Here is a 15,669-nt window from a genome sequence, read left to right as displayed (position 1 = left end):
TCAGTTCCCTCTTGTTGCTGCGGCGCGGCTGATGCCCGCCGCCTGGAAATCCAAACCGCTCCGTGTGTCTTGCGGCCTTGTGTTCTCGCTCCTGTCCTGTGGTTCCATATCGACCGGGCGGGTACTGCCCGCGCCGCTGTAGAGCTCGTCGAAGGCGCGCTCCCACACCGCGTCCCGCAGGCGCCGTCCCTGTGCGATCGCCTCGGTGACACGGGAGAAGATGTGTTCCTCCTGCACCTTGAAGGGATTGTCCGGTGCGGCCGGATGCCGGTCCGCAGCGAGTTGCGTCGCAAGCCAGCGGACACCGTGCATCCAGGGCAGGAAGCCTTCCGACAGGAGGTGCCGGCTCGTGCGCATGGGATGCAGCGTCTCCAGCAGCGCCGCAGACCATGGCGTCGTCAGTGTCTGCACCCAGGGGCTAACGAAAGTGCTGTAGAAGGCTTCGTTGCGCTCGGAGAGGTCGCGCACGCGCTCGAAGGCATCGTCCTGCCGGGGGAAGCGGATGTCGCAGACCTCACGCGCCTCGAAGTGGACAGCGTAGCCACCGTCGCGGCAATCGGGATCGCCCGAGGGATTGTCGATCTTCATCTCGTAGAGACCGGGCGGAAGGGCCTCGATCCGCGGCAGGCTCTGCAGGATCGCCCGGTGCTCGAGCCGCGCGACCTTGGCGGAAACGAAGATGCCGAGATGCCCGACATGGCGGTTGACGAGATAGACGATGCGCTGGCCCGCCGCCTTCAGGTCGTCGGTGTCGCGGTACACGACCGGTATCCAGCCAAGCGCTTGATGGGGCGGGGTGATGTCGTCGCCATAGGAGGCGAAGATCACGAGCGGGTTGCGGATGCGCCTGAGGTCCGCATGGCACCCCGCGCAGATGCGCAGGCGCCCCTCCTCGAGCCGGTTGCCGACGAAGAGGTTCTCGACGATGGCGAGGATCTCCTCGCGGCTCAGGAAGTAGTAGCCGCCCCACCAGCGCTCGAAGGCGAGGAACCGCTCCCGCTCCGTGTCCATGTGGGCATAGAGGTTCGCGTACTTCTCCCACACCGCCTCGGGCTTCAGCCCTTCGAAGTTCTGCACCAGGAAGGCGCCATCGAAGCGGCCGTCCCCGAGGTCGGCGAGGAGATGCGTCAGCCATGCGCCGCCCTCGAAGCCCGCCGCGATGCGCATCGGGTTGATGCCGCTCTCGCCGGCCCAGTAGGACAGAGGGGTCCCGTTGAGAACGACGGGACCCGTCAGCCCCGCGCAGTCCGCGGCGAGCAGCGTCACCGCCCAGCCGGCCTGGCAATTCCCGTAGAGCACGGGCGCGGCGCCGGAATGGCGGCGTGACACCTCCTCGACGAACCGCCGCAGCACGTGAAGCACGTCGGCGAGCGTCTGCCCTGCGGCAGGCTCGGGATAGAAGGTGACGAAATAGACGGGATGCCCCTGATGCAGGGCGAGGCCGACCTCGGAGTCCTGCCTGAAGCCGCCGATCCCCGGTCCGTGGCCGGCCCGCGGATCGAGGATCACCACCGGCGGCTTGGCCGCGTCCAGGCAATCGTCCAGGCATTGATCTCCAACGCGGGTCACGCGCAGGAGCGCATAGTTTGTCGGATGCTCAAACCGGCGGGCATCGAGCAGGACTTCATAGTCGAAGTCGAGCAGCGGCGGCTTTCCGGCGCGCTCGTGCGCCAGCATGTTGTCGGCCCTTTGGCGAAGCGTGTCCCAGAACTGGATCCAACGCTCGGCCGCGTCCCTGCCATAGGACAGGGCATCGCGAGCGAAAGTTCCTGGGTCGCTGGAGAAGGCGCCCCCCTGGGCATTGCGGGTTTGCTGCGAGGCTCCGGTGCCCGTCGGTCCGGATTGCCCGAGCGCAGCCGTGCCGGCCATAGGCTCGGCAAGCGTGTCGCGACCATACATGGAAAGGTCCTCGTTTCCCCATCGGCACGAGGCCGACGCTGATTTCGGGGGCATCTTCCGGCGCGTCGACGCGCCGGCCCCCTCAATGGGTGTCACTTCGCGCGTCCGCCTCACGCCTGAAATGCGTTGAGACCGCTATCAGCTCTGGAAACGCGGGGGATCGAGGCCGGGCAAGACCGCCAGGCCGTCCCCGGCCTGGTTGGCGAGATCAAAGGGCTGTCGCACAAAGACCAGATCCAGAACGTGCAGGTCCGCGCCGTCGGCCACGGGCACATAGACGCTGTAGGAGACGCTGCAGCATTTTCCGTGGTCAGCGGTTTGGGTCGACTCGTCCGAATGATGATCCGCGGGATCAGGCGAGGCGATCTGGTGCGGATGATCCGCCGCAGCGGCGTATGCCGAATCCTCGTCGTGGCACGGTGCGGAATAGGCGCTGGCGATGGGTGCGAACAGCATGGCCATTGCCACCAGAATTGCTGGTAGCACTTTCACCCACTCCGCTGCGGAACTGAGCCTGAGCATGTGCCTCATCGCCTCACCGGCGAACTATGCCTCATCGTAGGTGCGCATGAAAGGACCGCCTTGAGCAGGATCAACGTGGGCGCTGACGGGGTCGCGGGCGCATTGGTTCCCGCTGCACCCCGATCAGCTTAGGCTATGCCCGCCAACCCTGGTGCATAATCCGGACTAGAGCCCCGAATACGTGGAAGACCAGGCGGCCGCCGGATGTCGTGGTGTTGATGTTCTCGGTGATAAAGCGAAAGCCTTGCAAGGGATTTTCGTGTGACTGCCGAGGACCAGCGTCGAAGCTTTTTTACATGACGCCAAAATGGTCCTTGCCATTTGCGGCGTCACCCGTAATTTGCAACGTGATATGATGCTTTCGCTTCGCTCATTCGCGATTCTTCTGACCGTGCTCGCCTTTTCGGTGACAAGCACGGGTTGGGGCATTGCGAGCAGCTTGATGGTATCGAGCGGTGGGAAAGGGCACCACGCCCCGATCGAGACCAGCCATTCCAGCGGATCGCATGAGCACGGCGACGGCGACCTCGCCCAGAATTCCGCTTGTCTGGAAGCAGACGGCTCGGCCTGCGCGGCCAAACATCAGCACGGCGATGAATCCAACTCCTGCTGCGCCATGGCCTGCCACACGGCAATTCCCGCCAGTGCATGCGCTATGGCGATCATCGCTTTTGTGCGGACCATCGATCATCCGTCGCTCGAGGCGGGTGTAAAGGGATCGTCCGCGACGCGCCTCGAGCGCCCGCCGAGATCCGCCGACGTCTGATCGTCGGCCGACTCCCTTCACGACCTCTGATCGCTGACGGACAAGATCCGTCTCCGTTTCCGTCCTCGGGTTTCTGCCGACGGCCTTCGCCGCTGCGTCTCCGCAGCCGCTGAAGATCGCTGTTCGATGCCGCGCAGCCATGCCGCTCTGGCCGACTGGGCCGATTCCGAGGATCTCCATGAAACCTGTCTTGCTGACGGCCTTCGCCGTCGCTCTGTCCGCATGTTCCGGACCGCCCGCGATCGAGGTGGGGCCGAACCCATCCGATGCGAGTTCGAGCGTGAAGCCCTTGCGCTACGCGCCCGTCACCGCGGGAACGGTCGATTACCGTCCGGTTGATCCGAAACCCTGGATCGAGCGCAATGAGCGCGTCGCTCCCAAGACGGGGGGCGAATGATGGCGCTCACAATCGATAGCCAGGCGAAGCCTCTTGCAGCGCCGCCTTGGAAGCGGCTTGTCGCGATCGGCGCCGTCGCCACGACACTGGGTGGCTGCGTAACCTTCACGCCCGACGGCGGCATGAGCCCGGTGTCGGCGGAGGTCTCGGCCGCGATCGGCAAGGACACCGTGAAGATCGTGTCATCGGCCGAGGCGTCCGCGGTCCAGAGCCGCGTCAAGGCACTCCTGACCAAGCCCTTGACCGCGGACGGCGCCGTCCAGCTTGCGCTCATCAACAATCGCGGTCTTCAGGCCGAGTACAATGCGCTCGGCATTTCCGAGGCCGCCTTCGTCGAGGCCAGCCTGCCGCCAAATCCGGTCATCGGGGTCGAGCGGCTTTCCACCGGTGCTTCGCTGGATATCGAACGTCGCGTGGTCGCCAACATCCTGGCGCTCCTGACACTTCCGGCCCGCAGCGACATCGCCAGGACGCAATTCGAAGCCGCCCGGCAGAAAGCAATCGAGGCAACCTTCCGCACTGCGGCGGAGACCCGCCGCGCCTATTACCGCGCTGTGGCGTCGCGGCAGACCGCGTCCTTCCTCGAGCAGGCACGGGTTTCCGCCGACGCGGCCGCCGACCTCACGCGCAAGCTCGGCGAAACCGGCGCCGCGAAGAAACTCGACCAGGCGCGAGCGAGTTCCTTCTACGCAGAGGTGTCCAACGAGCTTGCCCAGGCTCGATTGAAGGTCGGGACGGACCGCGAGGCCCTGACCCGCATCCTGGGCCTGTGGGGGCCCGACGTCGACTACAGATTGCCGGGTCAGCTCCCGGGCATGCCCCGCATCCAGACGGCACAGCAGGTCGAAGTCGATGCCATTCGAAAGCGCGTCGATCTCATCGCGGCGCGCCTCGAGCTCGATGCCATGGCCAAGACCCTCGGGCTGACCGAGGCGACGCGGTTCATCTCCATGCTCGATGGTGGCTGGCGCGGCAACTACGAGCGATCGACCGTGGACGGCGTACGGGAGAGCTCGTCGCCGCGCGGCTTCGAGCTCGAAATCCAGATCCCGATCTTCGACGGCGGCGAAGTCAACGTGCGCCGATCGCGGGAGACTTACATGCAGGCGGTCAACCGCCTGATGGAAAAAGCCATCAACGTGCGCTCGGAAGCGCGCGCGGCCTATCTCACCTATCGCGGCAGCTACGACATCGCCCGCCAGTATCAGAACAGCATTCTGCCGCTACGCCGGACGATCAACGAGCAGGCCCTGCTCGAATACAACGGCATGCTGATCGACGTCTTCGAGCTTCTGACGACGGCGCGGGAAAGCATCGCCACCAACGTCGCGGCGATCTCCGCCAAGCGCGACTTCTTCATCGCCACCGTGGACTTCGAGACCGCGATCATCGGCGGAGGCAGTTCAGCCGGCTCGGCTGGCGAAGGCTCCGTCATGGCAGCGGCCGCCGAAGGCGGCGTGAACTGACCCGAGAAAGGAGACCATCATGACGATCTCACGTCGAAATTTCCTCGGCGCCTCCGGTGGCATGGCACTGATCAGCGCAAGCGCCGTCTCAGGCCGCGCCCAGGCGGCCGCGATCCCCGAAGCCGCCACCATGAAGGAGGCGGTCATGCAGCCACCGCTCGTTCCGACGAGCGGTCCGGACTACCAGCCCGTCGTCACGCTCAATGGCTGGACCCTGCCCTGGCGGATGAACGGCGACTGGAAGGAGTTCCATCTCGTCGCCGAACCGGTCGTGCGCGAGTTCTCGCCGGGCATGGTCGGCCATCTGTGGGGCTATAATGGCCAGTCGCCCGGACCGACGATCGAGGCGGTCGAGGGCGACAAGGTCCGCATCTTCGTCACCAACAAGCTGCCGGAACACACCACCATCCACTGGCATGGCCAGTTGCTGCCGAGCGGCATGGATGGGGTCGGTGGGCTGACCCAACCGCATATCAAGCCGGGCAAGACCTTCGTCTACGAGTTTCAGCTCCAGAAGAGCGGGACCTTCATGTACCACCCTCATGCCGACGAGATGGTCCAGATGGCCATGGGCATGATGGGCTTCTTCGTGGTGCATCCGAAGGATCCCGCATTTCGCCGCGTCGACCGGGACTTCGTGTTCCTGATGGCTGCCTACGACATCGATCCCGGCACCTATGTTCCGAAGGTCGCCGAGATGACCAACTTCAACATGTGGACCTGGAACACTCGGGTCTTCCCCGGCATCGACCACATCGTTGCCGGCAAGGGCGAGAAGGTCCGCATCCGTTTCGGCAATCTCACCATGACGAACCACCCCATCCACATGCACGGCTACGACTTCAAGGTGTCGTGCACCGATGGGGGCTGGGTGCCGGAGGCGGCGGCCTGGCCCGAGGTCACCATCGACTGCGCCGTTGGGCAGATGCGCGCCTTCGATTTCGTCGCCGACAAGCCCGGCGATTGGGCGATCCACTGCCACAAGTCGCATCACACTATGAACGCCATGGGCCACGACGTGCGCAACTTCATCGGGGTCGACAAGAAGGAATTCGCCAAGAAAGTCCGCAAGCTCGTCCCCGACTACATGCCGATGGGCACGGCGGGCATGGCGGACATGGGCGAGATGGAGATGCCGCTGCCCGACAACACCCTGCCGATGATGACGGGCTTCGCCCAGTTCGGTGCGGTCGAAATGGGCGGCATGTTCTCAGTCGTCAAAGTGCGCGAGGGGCTCGCATCCGGCGACTACAAGGATCCGGGTTGGTTCAAGCACCCGGAAGGTACGGTCGCCTTCGAGTGGAAGGGTGAGCCTAAAAAGGCCGAACGGGCACCGTCCCCCGCGTTCGACAAGACGAAGACTGCCGAGTTCAACGTCGTGAAACCCGGCGTCAAATCCCCCCACGACAATCACTAAGAAGGAATTCTAAATGAAGACGAGAATTTTGGTCGCCGCTCTCGCGGCCCTATCGCTCTCGACGGCCGCTCTGGCGGACGCTGGCCACTCCCATGGCGATGAGCGTGCGTATGGCGAACCCGGCGATCCGAAGAAGTCGGGCCGAGTCGTCCAGGTCACTATGCGCGAAGCGGACGGGAAAATGGAATTCATCCCGAACCGGCTCGAAATCCGCAAGGGAGAACAGGTGAAGTTCGTCCTCCGTAACAACGGCGAGCTCGACCACGAAATCGTCCTTGCCACTCTGGACGAAAATCTCAAACACGCCGTCGAAATGGCGAAGAACCCCGACATGGAGCACGACGATCCCAACGCTAAGCGTCTCGCTCCGAAGAAGACGGGGGAGATTGTGTGGAAGTTTACGAAGGCAGGCGAGTTCGACTTTTCCTGTCTGATCCCGGGTCACCGAGAAGCCGGCATGTTCGGCAAGATTGTCGTCAAGTGACCGAGCCGAAGAGAAAGAGCAGAATGATGCGCAAATTCATGATGGCAGCTGCGATCTCGGCGTTCTCTACCGTCGCCTTGGCACAGACCGCGCCGGTCGACGGGCAAGTCACCAAGATCGACCAGGCCCAGGGCAAGATCACGCTCAAGCATGGGCCGATCAAGAACCTCGACATGGACGGCATGACCATGGTGTTCGCCGTCGCCGACCCGGCCATGCTGAAAGCGGTCAAGGTCGGCGACAAGGTGAAGTTCGAGGCCGATCGGGTGAGCGGCCGTCTGACGGTCACCAAGATCGCCAAGGCGAACTAACATCTCGCTATCCCGGGGAGCGCTGCAGCGCTCCCCGTCCCCGGAGGACCACCCGATGAACATGGATCGCAGACGCGTGCTCCTGCTCGCTGGCGCGACGCTGCTCGCGCCAGCGGCTGCCAGGGCCGCCGGCCAACCTTTGGTCACGGTCTACAAGGATCCGTCCTGCGCCTGTTGCGGGGCCTGGATCGACCACATCGCGAAGGCCGGCTTTTCCACGAAGATAGTCGAGGAGCCAAGGATGAACGCAATCAAAGTTCGCTTTGGGATTCCCTCGGCGCTCTGGTCCTGCCACACAGCCGAGGTCGAAAACTACCTTCTCGAAGGCCATGTTCCAGCCACGGCTTTGATCCGGCTCCTGGCTACTCGGCCGTCCGTGAGCGGAATTGCCGTTGCCGGCATGCCGGTGGGATCGCCGGGCATGGACGTTGCCGGGATGGAACCGGAGACCTACGACGTGATGGCTTTCGGTTCCGAAACGCCGAGCCTGTTCATGCGCTTCCACGGCACCAGCCCGATTCCGAATTGAGCGCACAGCCATGGACGAACAAGCGGGGTGCCTTCGGAAGGCAGGCCGGCTAACCAGCACGGTTCTGATCGCACGCCCTGCACCGGCCTATTACGGCATCTAGAGATCGTCGATCATGCGGATCTGGACGCGCGCGATTTCGACGACGGTGGAAACTATAAGTTTCCGCATGCCGTCGCCCTGGCCGAAGTGTGGCGTTTCGGCCCACCGCCACTCCTGTCCGACGTCCTGGCGAGCCAGCTCACAATGGTAGCGACCCCCGGCGTCGAAGAGATCGGCGAGGAGGATGTTGCCAGAGTCCTCGCGTTGCCGGCAGAAAGGCTCCTGCTTCCGGAATTGCCCGCTCTGAAGCGCATGCGCAGGCTCAACGAGGGGCATCGTCCGACAACCGGCCCGCGCCCAGGCGATGCCAACTACATGGTCGAGCGGTCGGGACACGGCGCGGCTTCGACCTATGCATTCAGGTTCGGGAAGCGAAACCTCTTCAAGATCGGCCACGCGGAAGATGTGCAGGGTCGGCTCGCGGCAGTAAACCAACATGGCCCGGTCGAGGTCCTCAACGAACAGTGTTCCGTTTATCTGACGCACCGCTGGCCGACGTCCGTCGACGTTTACGACATGGAGCAGCGTCTCCTCAAGCACATGGAGGCGCGACCCGGCGGTTTCGAGCGCGTGCAGTGCTCGGAAGGCGATCTCTCATCGGCATGGGCATCCGCTCTCATCTCGGACTATTTGACGGGCGCGATCCTGTTGGCGGTCGGTGTGCTGGTTATCAGCACGATCGACAATTTCCTACGGCCGGCCTTGGTCGGAAGAGAAACGCGTTTGCCGGACTACGTCGTCCTCATATCGACGGTTGGCGGCCTCTCGTTAATCGGCATGAATGGCTTCGTCATCGGTCCTCTGATCGCGGCGTTGTTTGTTGCCGACTGGTCGCCGTTCACCGAGGAGCAGCTGCATTCTTGAATCCGTCGGGCCAATGGATATGAAGGATGCAATCCTTCTGGAAATTGCCACGGAACTGGCCACGCTCGGCAACGACCTCGTGTTCTTCGTCCCCGTCGCGACTGTGACCGGCTTCGTCCATCTCGTCGAAGAGCGCCCTTCGTCATTGAAGCGGTATGGCCGACTTGGCATAGATAGGGCGCCAAGAGAAGTCCCGTATTGCAATCCTTCGCGGATGCGTATCGTTGCGGCATGCCCGTCACACCCACCGACCCGATCATCGATGAGCCGTACCGGCAGACTGCCGAAGAAGTCGCCGCCGCCTTGAAGACGCAGCCGCAGTCCGGCCTCGGCCCGACGGAGGCGGCGCGGCGCCTAGCGCTCTATGGCCGCAACGAGCTGGACGCGGTGCCGCCGCGTCCGCAATGGCTGAAGTTCCTCGAGCAATTCACCGATGTGCTGGTGCTTCTGCTGCTCGCCGCGGCGACGATTTCCGCTGCGATCTGGCTGCAGGAGCGCGACACGGCGCTGCCCTACGAGGCGCTGGCGATCTTCGCGATCGTGATTCTCAACGCGCTGATGGGCTACATTCAAGAGGCTCGGGCCGAGCGCGCCGCCGCGGCCCTGCGGCAACTGTCCGCCACACATTCGAGCGTCATCCGCGACGGCGACAGACGGAGCATCCCGGCGGCCGAGCTCGTGCCCGGAGACATCGTCCTCGTTGCGGAAGGCGATACCATTCCGGCCGATGCGCGGCTGATCGAATCCGCCTCCCTGCAGACGGTGGAGGCCGCCCTCACCGGCGAGAGCCTGCCGGTTTCGAAGGACGTCGCGCCCGTCACCGGCACGCCCGAGCTCGGCGACCAGCACGATATGGTCTTCAGTGGGACCAATGCGGTCTACGGACATGGCCGCGCCGTCGTTACCGCGACCGGAACGCGGACCGCCATGGGGCGCATCGCCGGCATGCTGGAAAAAGCCCCGGACGAGATCACGCCGCTGCAGCGGGAGCTCGACCGCGTCGGCAAAGCGCTGGCGGTCACCGTTGTCCTGATCGCCATCGCGATGATCGGCACCATCTTCCTTGTCAGCGATGTCCGCGGCTTCTCGGAAATATTCGACGTGCTGATCCTCGGCGTCGCCCTTGCCGTCGCCGCGGTGCCGGAAGGATTGCCGGCGGTGGTCACCGCCGTGCTGTCGCTCGGCATGCAGCGCCTGGCGAAGAACAAGGCGATAATTCGCCGCCTCGTCGCGGTGGAGACGCTCGGCTCGGCGACCGTCATCGCCTCCGACAAGACCGGGACGCTGACCCGGAACGAGATGACGGTGCGCCGGGTCGTGACGGCGAGCGGCGCCGCGAACCTGTCCGGGACCGGATACGCGCCGCACGGAGATGTGGAGTTCGTCGGCATGCCATCGCCCGGCGAGACCTTGCAGTTCGAGCTTGCGCGCGCGCTGACGGCCGCCGAGCGGGCCAATAATGCGATTCTGCAGCAGCGCGACGGCAACTGGTCCGTCCAGGGGGACCCGACGGAGGGGGCCCTGATCGTTGCGGCGCGCAAGGCCGGCCTGCTTGCCGAGACCCTCGATGCACGCTTCGCAAGGGTCGGCGAGGTGCCGTTTTCCTCCGAACGCAAATTGATGAGCACGGTCCACACCGATGCCGAGCGGCCCGAGCGTCTGATCGCCGTGACCAAGGGCGCGCCGGATATTCTGCTCGCGCACTGCACCGATGAACTTGTCGGCCGGGACGCCGTCGTACTCACCGATGCGCGCCGGGCCGAGATCATGGCGAGCAACGACGCACTCGCCCAGGAGGCGCTGCGCACGCTTGGCGTCGCCTTCCGCCTGCTGCCGGCCGACCATTCCGACCGTGACGCCTTCGAGGAGGATGTGGAGCACGATCTCGTCTTCATCGGCCTGATCGGCATGATCGACCCGCCGCGCCAGGAAGCGCGCGAGGCGGTGACGCGGGCGCAGGCTGCGGGCATCCGCTCCATCATGATCACCGGCGATCATCCCGTGACCGCGGGGATCATCGCCGCCGAGCTTGGCATCACCTCGGGAGGCCGCGCCGTCACCGGCGCAGAGCTCGCGGCCATGACCGAGGTGGAACTGGACCGAACGGTTCAGGAGGTTTCCGTCTATGCGCGGGTCAATCCTGAGCACAAGCTGCGGATTGTCAAAGCGCTGCAGCGCGCGGGTGAGACGGTGGCGATGACGGGCGACGGCGTCAACGATGCCCCCGCGCTGAAGGCCGCCGATATCGGCGTCGCTATGGGGATCACCGGCACCGACGTCTCCAAGGAAGCGGCCGACATGGTGCTGGCGGACGACAATTTCGCCACCATCGTCGCTGCCATCGAAGAGGGGCGGGCGATCTTCTCCAACATCAGGAAGTTTCTGCGCTACCTCCTGTCGTCGAATATCGGGGAGGTCATGACGATGTTCTTCGGCATTCTCCTCGCCGACATGATCGGACTGACCGGCGCTGCGACCGGAGGCGTCGTGCTCCCGCTCCTGGCGACGCAGATACTGTGGATCAATCTGGTCACCGACGGTGCGCCGGCGCTGGCTCTCGGTGTCGATCCCGCCGACGACGATGTGATGCGCCGGCCGCCACGCCCGCGCGGCGAAGGCGTGATCACGGGCCGGATGTGGGGTGGCATTTTCCTTGTCGGCGCGATCATGGCGGTCGGCACGCTGCTCGTGCTCGACGCCGCGCTGCCTGGAGGAATGATCGAAGGCACGGGCACGCTCGCCTATGGCCAGACCATGGCCTTCACCACTCTGGTGATGTTCCAGCTCTTCAACGTCTTCAATGCGCGCTCCGACAATCGCAGCGCATTCCATGGCCTCTTCACGAACCACTGGCTCTGGGGGGCCGTTGTGCTTTCGCTGCTGCTGCACGCTTTCGTGGTCTATACGCCCGTCCTGCAGGAGGCGTTCTCGACCGTCAGCCTGGGCGCTGGAGACTGGCTGTTCTGTGCCGCGGTGTCGAGTTCGGTGCTGTGGCTGTGCGAGTTGAGCAAGATCGCGACGCGAAGGATTGGCGGGGACACGATATCCGCCGGCGTCTCCGAACGATCAGCATGATCGCGGGTGGCCTGATCGATCGGGAAAGCGCGCGATGGAGGCCCCGCCCCATGGGGGATCCCCACCTGTCCCGCGCTGATCGCCGCCTCGGCGGCGGCGCGCTGAAGTGAGCGAGGATATCCTGATCGTTCGGCCATCGCCCATCGGCAACCATGGCCTTGATCAGGGCGATCTCCCAGCGTTCGAGCTTATTGCCCCCTGCGCACCGGCATCGCCGTCATTCCCCGTCTGTCTCGTCATCGGCCCTTGGCACGTCCCCGGTCTCACGGCGGCGGTGACGCCGGCCGGTCATATGTCGCCGAGAAGATGGTATCGGCGAGCCATCGCTTGAATTCAGGATTGTCGCTGAACTGTTTGAACAGTTCCGTGTCGTCCTTCATCAACCCAATGATGACGCTCCCGAGCGCCTTGTCGTGTTCAATGCGAGCGTTCTGCTTGTCTAAGTTCTGCTTTGCATTCTGATAGGCGGCGTTCGCGGCCACCTTGTTCGGAATCTCGTTTGCGATCAGTTGCCGGATGCGGTCGCCGTCCTCCCAGGCGATGTTCCCGAACAGATCGTTGAAACCGCGAATGATATTGGACAGCCGGTCGAGTTCAGGGTCCGCCTTGTGGCCGCCGCCATCGGTGGGAACAGGGTCGATCTCGGCATCTTGATCCGCCAATTGCACCCGCTGCGCGGCCTGCTTCTCGACCCGGTAGCTATCCATGTCGATCGCTTCGAGAATGCCCTTTGAGAGGTCCTCCTCCCGCGGAGCCGGCAGCTTGGGCGCGAGGAAATTCTGGAAGATCGAGAGTTTTTCCCATTCGGCGTTCGTGAACGGCAGGATGGCCGAGATGAAGGCGTACGTCCGGGCGAAGGCTTTCGCCTTGCCCTTGAAATCAACCTGCCCGTCTTCGACATAGAGGGCCTGTCGGCGCTCACCGCTGCGCGTATTCTCGTCAATATCGTGGGCACCATAGTCCGGCAGCCCTGACCCGACTTCGCAGTGGAACGCCTATCGACCGCCTTGGACAGAGCCGCACCTTGATGTGCTTTGAAATGTGCATATATTGTGCATGACACAAGCGAGGTTCTGCCATGGCCCAGGCTCAGCTAGCTCACACTGCAATGGTTTCCGGCTTCGTCGACAGCCTTCAGGAGCCCCGGACGCCCTATATCTCGCCGAAGCGCCTGTCTAAGGCACTCGGCGTCAACGTTGCCAACCTAGCCCAGCTCACCGGCGTTCATCGCAACACCTTGCGCAACCCCTCTTCCGAGCGGCTGCAGGGACGGATGCGCGAAATGGTGAAGGTGATCTCGGCAACCACGGAACTCACCGGGGATATCGACAAGGCGATTTATTGGTACCGGAACGAGCCGATCGCCGATTATGGGCATCGCACGGCGGCTGAGCTCGTGGCCGATGGCCAGGTAGAGGCGGTGCTGGCCTTCATCCGCGATCTCGAGAACGGAGCCCGTGGGTGAAGATCGCCCGCCTCGGTCCGGACGAGATATTCCACCGCTATCTAACACCTAAATGGGCGTTCGTGCCGACGAGCGGCGCGGGTGCCGCTATAGATGGTGGCCGGTTTAACCGGCCCGGCGTCGAGGCTCTTTATCTCTCCCGCGCGCCGCAGACAGCCCTTGAAGAATACCGGCAAGGCGCCAGCATCACGCCGCCGGCAACCCTTGCCGCCTACACGGTCACGCTCGGCGAAGTCGCGGATCTGTCCCAAGGATTCGATCCGAGCGTCTGGGATGACGCCTGGAAGGACTGGGATTGTGCGTGGCGCTGCATTGCCCGCATCGACGGAAAAGTCCCCCCATCCTGGAAGCTCGCTGATCGAGTGATCACTGCCGGGCTTCGCGGCATCCTGTTTCCCTCACTTCGCCATGCCGGCGGCACCAACCTGATGATCTTTCCAGCCAATCTTCTCGCTGACGACACGGTCATGGTCCACGATCCCGATCATCGGCTGCCGCAGGACCAATCATCGTGGTCCTAGGCTAAACGGTCAGAAGACCGGCGAGAGCTTTCAGCTCTCCTCGTCGGCCTCAACCTCCTCCGGCTCCCCGTCGTCCGTATCGCCCGCCATGAGCCCGAGCGGGATATCCCCCGCAAGCAGCATGTCCTTGCTGAGCAGGCCGGCATCCTCGAGCGCCTCCATGTCCGGCAGGTCGCGCAGCGTGTCGAAGCCGAAATGCGAGAGGAATTCCCTGGTCGTCACATAGGTGTAGGGCGCCCCCGGCTGGGGCGAGCGCGGACCGGCGGCGAGGAAGCCGAGCCGCCGCAGGTGACCAATGGTATCGCGGCTGATCTCGCGGCCGAAGAACTGGCTGAGCTCGCCACGGGTGATCGGCTGGAAATACGCCACACACAGCAGCACCAGCGCCTCGGACTGCGACAGTGGCTTGGGATCGTCCGTACCGAGACCGGTGGCCACCTGGATCGCCTCGGCAAAGTTCTTGCGGGTGCGGTGCTGCCAGCCGCCGGCGACCGCCACCAGCTCATAGGGCCGGCCGCGCAGCTCGGCGCGGATGTCGTCGATAAGCAAATCGAGGCTGCAGTCGCGGCCGACCACCCGGGCGAGTACCTCGCGGGGCACCGGCTCGGGCGCGGCAAAGATCACCGCTTCGACCCGGCCCATCCATTCGCGCCAGCGCAGCTCCGCTGGCAGGTGCGCCAGCTCGGTGTCGAATGGTTCGGATGCGCGCGGGCGGCGGGCCATGTCACAGCCCGTAGAGCTTGAAGCTGGAGCGGCCGGAGAGCTCGCGCACGGCGCCGAGCGCGACCAGCCGGTCAAACAGCCGGCGCGCCGCGAAGCGGGAGAGCGCGGCGGTCTGCAAGGTGCCGGGGACGACGTCGTCGTCCAACAGCCGGCGCACCGCGTCGCCGGCGCCCTTGGCGCGCAGCTTCGGCACCACGGCGTCGAGGCGGGCGGCGCGCGGCGCAATCTCGGCGGCCAGCCGGCAAGCGCGGGCGGCGCCCTGAGCAACGGCGACACAGACGGCGGCATCGAGGCCGTCGCCGTCCGCTGGGAAGCCCCCTCCCCTGCTCGCCCGGCGCGGCCCGCCGGCGTCGGCCATCAGCAGCGGCACCGACAGCGGCCAGCGCAGCCGCAGCGCCAGCACCTGGTCGGCCAACCACCAGCCGAGCAGCCGGGCGCCCGGCTGCGCCGTCTCGACGGCGCGGACCATCGCCGCGGCGGCCAGCGGCGCCGGCCGGCCGGCGGCGAGTTGCCGATCGATCTCGTCCGGAAGCGACGCAAGCTCCGCGCTCCAGCTGAGGCCCAGCAGCGTGCACACCGACTGGAGCGCCGTGGTGTCGACGCCGGGTGAGCACTCCGCCAGGCGCCGCCACGCCGCCAGCATTCGCCCCGCGGGCCCGGGATCGCCATCGGCCGGGCGCAGATACCATGCGTCCCGGAGCATGCTTTCATCCTCCGCTCGCCCGGCCTGGCGGGCGGCCGCCGCGGCGCAGATCAGCGCCAGCCGGGCGCGCCAGGCGCCAGCCCAAGACGGGTTCGCGCGCACCAGATTATCCAACGCATTCAATGCCGCGCCGGCCAGAAACGCGGCCTCGGCCGGGTCCGCCACCGCGCCGCGCGGCACCGCCCAGCCCGGCACGGCCGGCACGGTCCAGGGCGCTCCGGAGGCGGGAATCGACGCGAAATCCATGTGCGCACCTTATCTGCGCTGTGCGGTTTTTCCTATAGAGACTGGCATTAAGCGCACGCCCTGTCGCAAACAATTAACGACCGATAATGTTGTATTATCGTTCGTTTTTCTCCTTATAGAGAGAGTCCAGCGAACCCGGCCGAAATGGCCCTTATTCGCTGGAAAATGGACTGCTTGAC

At 64.8% G+C, this 15,669-nt stretch carries 14 protein-coding genes and 3 pseudogenes; 11 read left to right on the top strand and 6 right to left on the bottom strand.

Features of this window, described 5'->3' with window-relative positions:
- The 3 genes and pseudogenes from V5F63_RS25025 to V5F63_RS25015 all read right to left on the bottom strand — a co-directional run.
- On the bottom strand, positions 1 to 1,899 hold the full coding sequence (locus V5F63_RS25025; protein WP_394103160.1) for a DUF3141 domain-containing protein: 1,899 nt from the start codon (positions 1,897 to 1,899) through the stop codon (positions 1 to 3).
- 138 nt (positions 1,900 to 2,037) lie between these two features.
- Positions 2,038 to 2,421 carry a hypothetical protein gene (locus tag V5F63_RS25020; RefSeq protein ID WP_394103159.1) on the bottom strand — a complete coding sequence of 128 codons (384 nt, stop codon included), beginning with the start codon at positions 2,419 to 2,421 and terminating at the stop codon, positions 2,038 to 2,040.
- Between the two features lie 166 nt (positions 2,422 to 2,587).
- Positions 2,588 to 2,665 (bottom strand): annotated as a pseudogene (locus tag V5F63_RS25015) (recombinase family protein); the annotation flags it as partial.
- 63 nt (positions 2,666 to 2,728) lie between these two features.
- On the opposite strand from V5F63_RS25015, the gene V5F63_RS25010 reads away from it, so the two are divergent.
- The 9 genes and pseudogenes from V5F63_RS25010 to V5F63_RS24970 all read left to right on the top strand — a co-directional run bounded on the left by V5F63_RS25010 (position 2,729) and on the right by V5F63_RS24970 (position 11,832).
- On the top strand, positions 2,729 to 3,187 hold the full coding sequence (locus V5F63_RS25010) for a hypothetical protein (protein WP_394103158.1): 459 nt from the start codon (positions 2,729 to 2,731) through the stop codon (positions 3,185 to 3,187).
- A 178-nt stretch (positions 3,188 to 3,365) separates the two neighbouring features.
- Positions 3,366 to 3,584 (top strand): hypothetical protein, encoded by a 219-nt coding sequence (locus V5F63_RS25005; protein ID WP_394103157.1) that lies wholly within the window; start codon positions 3,366 to 3,368, stop codon positions 3,582 to 3,584.
- The gene (locus tag V5F63_RS25000; protein WP_509210855.1) at positions 3,584 to 5,050 is read left to right on the top strand and encodes a TolC family protein; all 1,467 of its coding nucleotides are present in this window, start codon (positions 3,584 to 3,586) and stop codon (positions 5,048 to 5,050) included. The genes V5F63_RS25005 and V5F63_RS25000 overlap by 1 nt, the downstream gene beginning before the upstream one ends.
- A 19-nt stretch (positions 5,051 to 5,069) precedes the next feature.
- The gene (locus V5F63_RS24995) at positions 5,070 to 6,467 is read left to right on the top strand and encodes a multicopper oxidase domain-containing protein (protein WP_509210853.1); all 1,398 of its coding nucleotides are present in this window, start codon (positions 5,070 to 5,072) and stop codon (positions 6,465 to 6,467) included.
- Positions 6,468 to 6,480: 13 nt separating this feature from the next.
- The gene (locus tag V5F63_RS24990) at positions 6,481 to 6,951 is read left to right on the top strand and encodes a cupredoxin domain-containing protein (RefSeq protein WP_394040858.1); all 471 of its coding nucleotides are present in this window, start codon (positions 6,481 to 6,483) and stop codon (positions 6,949 to 6,951) included.
- A 26-nt stretch (positions 6,952 to 6,977) separates the two neighbouring features.
- Positions 6,978 to 7,262: a copper-binding protein gene (locus V5F63_RS24985; protein WP_509210854.1), complete on the top strand. Its 285-nt coding sequence runs from the start codon at positions 6,978 to 6,980 to the stop codon at positions 7,260 to 7,262.
- 55 nt (positions 7,263 to 7,317) lie between these two features.
- Positions 7,318 to 7,791, top strand: coding sequence for a DUF411 domain-containing protein (locus V5F63_RS24980; protein WP_394102988.1), 474 nt, complete (start codon positions 7,318 to 7,320; stop codon positions 7,789 to 7,791).
- Positions 7,792 to 8,517: 726 nt separating this feature from the next.
- Positions 8,518 to 8,757, top strand: a pseudogene (locus V5F63_RS24975) (AI-2E family transporter); the annotation flags it as partial.
- 231 nt (positions 8,758 to 8,988) lie between these two features.
- Positions 8,989 to 11,832 (top strand): cation-translocating P-type ATPase, encoded by a 2,844-nt coding sequence (locus tag V5F63_RS24970; RefSeq protein WP_394102990.1) that lies wholly within the window; start codon positions 8,989 to 8,991, stop codon positions 11,830 to 11,832.
- A gap of 263 nt (positions 11,833 to 12,095) precedes the next feature.
- Here the strand turns inward: V5F63_RS24970 and V5F63_RS24965 are convergent.
- A pseudogene (locus V5F63_RS24965) lies at positions 12,096 to 12,728 on the bottom strand (type I restriction endonuclease subunit R); the annotation flags it as partial.
- Positions 12,729 to 12,910: 182 nt separating this feature from the next.
- Here V5F63_RS24965 and V5F63_RS24960 point away from each other — a divergent pair.
- Together V5F63_RS24960 and V5F63_RS24955 are read left to right on the top strand one after the other, a co-directional pair.
- Positions 12,911 to 13,297 carry a hypothetical protein gene (locus tag V5F63_RS24960; RefSeq protein ID WP_011993008.1) on the top strand — a complete coding sequence of 129 codons (387 nt, stop codon included), beginning with the start codon at positions 12,911 to 12,913 and terminating at the stop codon, positions 13,295 to 13,297.
- A complete protein-coding gene (locus V5F63_RS24955; RefSeq protein ID WP_394025543.1) occupies positions 13,294 to 13,818 on the top strand; it encodes an RES family NAD+ phosphorylase in 525 nt (174 codons plus the stop codon). The genes V5F63_RS24960 and V5F63_RS24955 overlap by 4 nt, the downstream gene beginning before the upstream one ends.
- 30 nt (positions 13,819 to 13,848) lie before the next feature.
- Here the strand turns inward: V5F63_RS24955 and scpB are convergent, their stop codons facing one another.
- Complete coding sequence (gene scpB, locus V5F63_RS24950) at positions 13,849 to 14,541, bottom strand: SMC-Scp complex subunit ScpB (protein ID WP_394025544.1); 693 nt, start codon at positions 14,539 to 14,541, stop codon at positions 13,849 to 13,851.
- A 1-nt stretch (position 14,542) separates the two neighbouring features.
- Positions 14,543 to 15,490 carry a DUF1403 family protein gene (locus tag V5F63_RS24945; protein ID WP_394102987.1) on the bottom strand — a complete coding sequence of 316 codons (948 nt, stop codon included), beginning with the start codon at positions 15,488 to 15,490 and terminating at the stop codon, positions 14,543 to 14,545.
- Positions 15,491 to 15,669: the final 179 nt, after the last annotated feature.

The organism is Xanthobacter wiegelii (assembly GCF_043193855.2).
Lineage (GTDB): Bacteria > Pseudomonadota > Alphaproteobacteria > Rhizobiales > Xanthobacteraceae > Xanthobacter > Xanthobacter flavus_A.
This window is presented reverse-complemented; position numbering and strand designations above follow the sequence as displayed.